Source organism: Inquilinus limosus MP06 (genome assembly GCF_000767795.1).
GTDB classification, from domain to species: domain Bacteria; phylum Pseudomonadota; class Alphaproteobacteria; order DSM-16000; family Inquilinaceae; genus Inquilinus; species Inquilinus limosus_E.
Genome location: NZ_JANX01000516.1, coordinates 1 through 4,579, shown reverse-complemented (window position 1 = coordinate 4,579; position 4,579 = coordinate 1). Strand labels below are relative to the sequence as shown.

The window sequence follows — 4,579 nt, the reverse complement described above, 5'->3', positions numbered from 1 at the left end:
CGCCTGCCGGCCCGGGCCCAGGCGGCATCGGAGACGCTGCGCTTCGGCCTCTCCAGCTATCCGCCGAACCTGCAGCCCTGGGTGAATTCCGGCGGCGCCGCGGGGTCGGTCTCGGCGCTGCTGCATCGCGGCCTGCTGTCCTACGCCGCCGACGGCAGCCTGCAGGGCGAGCTGGCCGAGAGCTGGCAGCCGGACGGCGACAAGGCCTGGGTGTTCCGCCTGCGCCAGGCCCTTTTCCACAACGGCGACCCGGTCACCGCCGCCGACGTCCAGTGGAACATCGAGCAGGTCGCCGGCGAGAAATCGACCGCCTATCTGCGCACCCAGCTGCAGGGAGTGGAGCGGGTCGAGACGCCGGACGACCATACCGTGCGCCTGGTGATGAAGCAGCCGACCGTGTGCGTGCCGCACTGGTTCGCCAACTACTACATGCCGATCGTGGCCCAGGGGTCGACCGCCGACGACCCGCTGGGCATCGGCGCCGGGCCGTTCGTGCTCCAGGGGCAGGAGCGCGGCGTGTCGCTCGACCTCGTCGCCTTCGACAGATACTACAAGCCGGGCCTGCCGAAGCTGAAGGCGGTCAAGATCGTCGCCTATCCGGACGAGACCCTGCGGGTGGCGGCGCTGCAGGCCGGCGATGTCGACCTGATCGACTACGTCCCCTGGCAATCGATGCAGGCGATCGAGGCCGACCCGAACCTGAAGCTGGACAACCAGCTCGGCCCCTTCATGTACCTGACCTTCAACGGCCGGAGCGGCCCTTTCGCCGATCCGCGAATCCGCAGGGCGGTGGCGCTCGGCATCAAGCGGGAGGAGATCGTGCAGGCCGCCTTCTTCGGCCGCGGCGCGCCGCTGGAGGGGCTGCCCTTCGCCCCGGAGACGCCGTATTACGACGAGGCCGCGGCGCATGGCTGGCGCTACGACAGGGACAAGGCCAAGGCGCTGCTGGCCGAGGCCGGCGTCGCCGACGGCTTCGCCTGCACCCTGCTGTCCACCGCGCAGTACGGCATGCACAAGAACACGGCCGAGGTGGTCCAGCAGAACCTAGCCGAGCTCGGCATCCAGGTGGGGCTCAACATGCCGGACTGGCCGACCCGGGTCAGCCTGGGCAATCGCGGCCAGTACGAGTTCGCGGTGATGGGCACGGCGATGGAGAGCCCGGATCCGGAGAGCCTGTCCTCCTTCGTCGATTCCTCGCTGTCGCCGTCCTATATCCGCAGCGCCGGTATCACCGTGCCGGGGCTGAACGAGCTGCTGGCGTCGGGGCGGGGCGAATTCGACATCGCCAGGCGCAAGGAGATCTACGCCAAGGCGGGCCAGCTGGTGCTGGACCAGGCGCCGATGGTGACGCTGGCCTACCGGGCCCAGGGCTTCGCCATGCGGAAGGCGCTGCAGGGCTTCCGCAACCTGCCGGGGGGCCTCAGCTTCTATTCCCTCAGCACCGCGGACCAGTCGTTCTTCGCCTGAAGGCGGGGCCGCCTGGCATCGGAGACAGCGGCAGCCGGAGCGAGATCACGGCATCCCGAGAATCGCGCGGGCCTGGGGTCCCGATGCGAGCGGCCGCCCTGCCTCTCTGGCGAGGCCGGCGATGGCGGCGACACGCTCGGCGTTGTCGCGCGCGATCCGGCCGTCCGCGTGCCACAGCGAGTTCTCGAACCCAACGCGGACATGGCCGCCGAGCGCGATGGCCGCGGCCAGGGCGGCGGTCTCGCCGCGCCCGAAGGCGCAGACCGACCACACGGCGTCGAGCCGGTGGCGTTCGAGGCCGTCGAGGAACACATCGAGATCCTGCGGCCGGCTTTCCTGATCCGGCGCGTAGCGGCCGAGGACGAAGAGGATCCGCGGCCGCTCGACGTCTCCCAGGTCTCCCCGCTCATACAGCAGGGCGAAGCGGTCGAGATCGGCCCGATCGTAGAGGATGTGCTGGACGGCGATGCCTTCGCCGGCCGCCCAGGAGAAGAAGGCGGACGCCGCCGCGTCCCCGTCGCCGAAAATCTCGCGCAGCCCCACCGAGACGGCGGCGGGGCGGAGCGTACGCACCAGCTCCATCTGCTCCGACGGCGAATAGCGACCGACCGCCTCCGTGGTGACCTGGATCAGCATCCGCCCGTCCGTCCGCTCCCGGATCGCGGCGATCGCGTCCGCGTAGCGGCGTGCATCGAGCACATGCGCGCCGGCCCGGTCGCGGACATGGACGTGCATGGCGCCGGCGCCGGCGGCGAGGCAGGCCGCGGCGGTCTCTGCCAGCTCCGCGGGCGTCATCGGCAGCGCCGGATGATCCGCCTTGGTGCGGCGCGCGCCGTTCGGCGCGACCATGATGAGCAGGGGATCCGTCGCCATGCCTCACCTCGATCTTTGTCTCGCCGGCGCGCCCAGCCTATGGTCACTGCAAAGGGAGGCCCGGGCATCATGACCGACGCAGCAGAAACGCCATCGCCATTTGCCACCGCGGCCGAGCTGTCCGCGGCGCTTCGGCGGGGCGGCACCACATCGGCCGCCATCATCCGGCGCGCGCTCGACCGGACGGCCGCGCATGAGCCGGCGCTGCACGCCTTCGTGGAGATCTTCGGCGAAGCTGCGCTTGCGGCCGCCGAGGCCACCGATGACCGCCGGGCCAGAGGCGTCCCGCTCCGGCCCGCTCGACGGCACTTCCCTTCGCGGTGAAGGACCTCTTCCACATCGAAGGCCATCCGACCGCAGCCGGATCGAAGGCTCTCGCCGCCACGCCCGCCGCGACGACCGCGACTGCGGTGCGGCGCCTGTGCGCGGCGGGGATGATCCCGCTGGGCAAGGTCCACACCGTCGAATTCGCCTTCGGCGGCTGGGGCACGAACCCGGTCCTGGGGACCCCGCTGAACCCGCGCGACCGGGCTGTCCCGCGGGCCCCCGGCGGATCCTCCAGCGGGTCCGGGGTGGCGGTGGCGGCGGGGCTGGTGCCGGCCGCGCTCGGCACCGATACGGGCGGGTCGGTGCGCAACCCGGCCGCCATGTGCGGCGTCGTCGGGCTGAAGACCTCCGTCGGCCTTGTCGGACGGGGCGGGCTGCTGCCGCTCGCCACCTCCTTCGACAGCGTCGGCCCGCTCACCCGGTCGGTGGAGGACGCAGCGCTGCTGCTGTCCGCCCTGCAGGGTCGGGATGCGGACGATCCTGCGACCTTCGGGGTCGCGGGGCCGGATCCGCTGCGTCCTCTCGGCGACGGCGTCGCCGGCCTGCATCTGCGGGTCCCGTCGGAGCGCGACCTCGGCGCGGTCGAGGCCGATGTGCTCCGGCTGTTCCGGGCGGCCGTCCAGCAATTGGCCACCCTCGGCGCCGAGGTCGAGGAGCGGGCGATGCCGCGCCGGCCCGAGGAGTACATGGCCGCGACCGGCGATCTGATGGCGGCGGAGTCCTGGCACCATCTGCGCGAGCATGTGGAGCCCGAGACCAGCGTGGTCCATCCGGCGGTCAGGGCGCGGATTCTGCGCGGCCGGACGATCGACGGCGCGCGCTATCAGGAGCTTCTCGCGGCGCGGCGGGCGGCGCAGATCGAATTCCACCGCTATCTCGACGGCGCCGACGCGTTCCTGACGCCGACAGCGCCGATCTTCGCCCCGCCGCTGGAGGGAATCGACGAGACCAAGACCCCGCTCGGCACCTTCACGCGCATGGTCAACCTGATGGACATGGCCGCGCTGAGCGTTCCGGTCGGCCTGGTCGAGAGCCTGCCCGCGTCGCTGCAGATCGTGGCGCGCCGCTTCGACGATGCCATGGCGCTGCGGATCGGCCGCACGCTCGAGGTTGCGCGCGGCCGCCTGTTCGAGCCCCCGGCCGGGTTCGAGGCACCGTAGGCCACGGGACCGACCGGCGTCATTCGCCGCTGGCATAGAGCCAGCGTGCGACCAGCGCGTCGGTGTCGCTGCCGAAATCCTCCCGCGCGCCTTCGGAGAACACCGCACCGGTCTTCACTACATAGACATAGTCGGTGATGGCCAGCGCGGCGCGGATGTCCTGGTCGACCAGCAGCACGGCCTTGCCGAGGCCATGGGCGAGGTCGCGCACGATCTCGTAGATGATCTCGCTGGTCTGCGGGTCCACGCCGGCGGTCGGCTCGTCGATCAGGTAGATGGACGGCTCGGCCATCAGGCTGCGGGCGATCTCGACCTGCCGCTGCTGGCCGCCGGAAAGCTGCCCTGCCGGCTGGCTGCGCTTCTCGCGGACGACGGGAAAACGCTGATAGGCCCGCTCCAGCCGCTCGGCCAGGACGGCCTTCTTCGGCCAGGCATGCCAGAGGCCGAGCTTCAGGTTGGACTCGACCGTCAGGTACGGAAACAGGCTCGGCCGCTGCGGCAGATAGGCCAGGCCGAGGCCGAGCATGCGGAAGGGCGGGCTGGCGGTGATCTCGCCGCCATTCATCAGCACGCGGCCGGCACGTGGCTTCAGGAAGCCGAACAGGGCCTTGAGCAGGGTGGACTTGCCGGTCCCGTTCGGCCCGACGACGCAGGAGATGCGCCCGGCCCAGGCCTTGGCGGAGATATCGCGCAGGATGTCGATGTCGCGCGTGTATCCGGCGACGAGGTTCTCGCAGGCCAGCAGCGCCGGC

General features: G+C 71.3%; 5 protein-coding genes. 3 read left to right on the top strand and 2 right to left on the bottom strand.

Translation table 11 applies throughout. From position 1 onward, the window contains the following. On the top strand, positions 1–1,467 hold a 1,467-nt coding region (locus P409_RS27330), incomplete at its 5' end, for an ABC transporter substrate-binding protein (protein WP_034845824.1). 45 nt (positions 1,468–1,512) lie between these two features. Here the strand turns inward: P409_RS27330 and P409_RS27325 are convergent. Next, positions 1,513–2,340, bottom strand: a complete 828-nt coding sequence (locus P409_RS27325) for a beta-keto acid cleavage family enzyme (protein WP_034845823.1) — start codon at positions 2,338–2,340, stop codon at positions 1,513–1,515. 69 nt (positions 2,341–2,409) lie between these two features. On the opposite strand from P409_RS27325, the gene P409_RS36475 reads away from it, so the two are divergent. Both P409_RS36475 and P409_RS27320 read left to right on the top strand, forming a co-directional pair. Next, positions 2,410–2,664 carry a hypothetical protein gene (locus P409_RS36475; RefSeq protein ID WP_052121462.1) on the top strand — a complete coding sequence of 85 codons (255 nt, stop codon included), beginning with the start codon at positions 2,410–2,412 and terminating at the stop codon, positions 2,662–2,664. Further along, the gene (locus P409_RS27320; RefSeq protein ID WP_052121461.1) at positions 2,661–3,827 is read left to right on the top strand and encodes an amidase; all 1,167 of its coding nucleotides are present in this window, start codon (positions 2,661–2,663) and stop codon (positions 3,825–3,827) included. The genes P409_RS36475 and P409_RS27320 overlap by 4 nt, the downstream gene beginning before the upstream one ends. A gap of 19 nt (positions 3,828–3,846) precedes the next feature. On the opposite strand, the gene P409_RS27315 is transcribed toward P409_RS27320, so the two are convergent. Continuing rightward, the coding region (locus P409_RS27315; RefSeq protein WP_052121460.1) for a branched-chain amino acid ABC transporter ATP-binding protein at positions 3,847–4,579 on the bottom strand (733 nt) is incomplete at its 5' end.

Excerpts from the sequence above, each read along its gene's own strand:
- P409_RS27325 (WP_034845823.1), bottom strand. The coding sequence starts at position 2,340 with ATGGCGACGGATCCCCTGCTCATCATGGTCGCGCCGAACGGCGCGCGC.
- P409_RS36475 (WP_052121462.1), top strand. The coding sequence starts at position 2,410 with ATGACCGACGCAGCAGAAACGCCATCGCCATTTGCCACCGCGGCCGAG.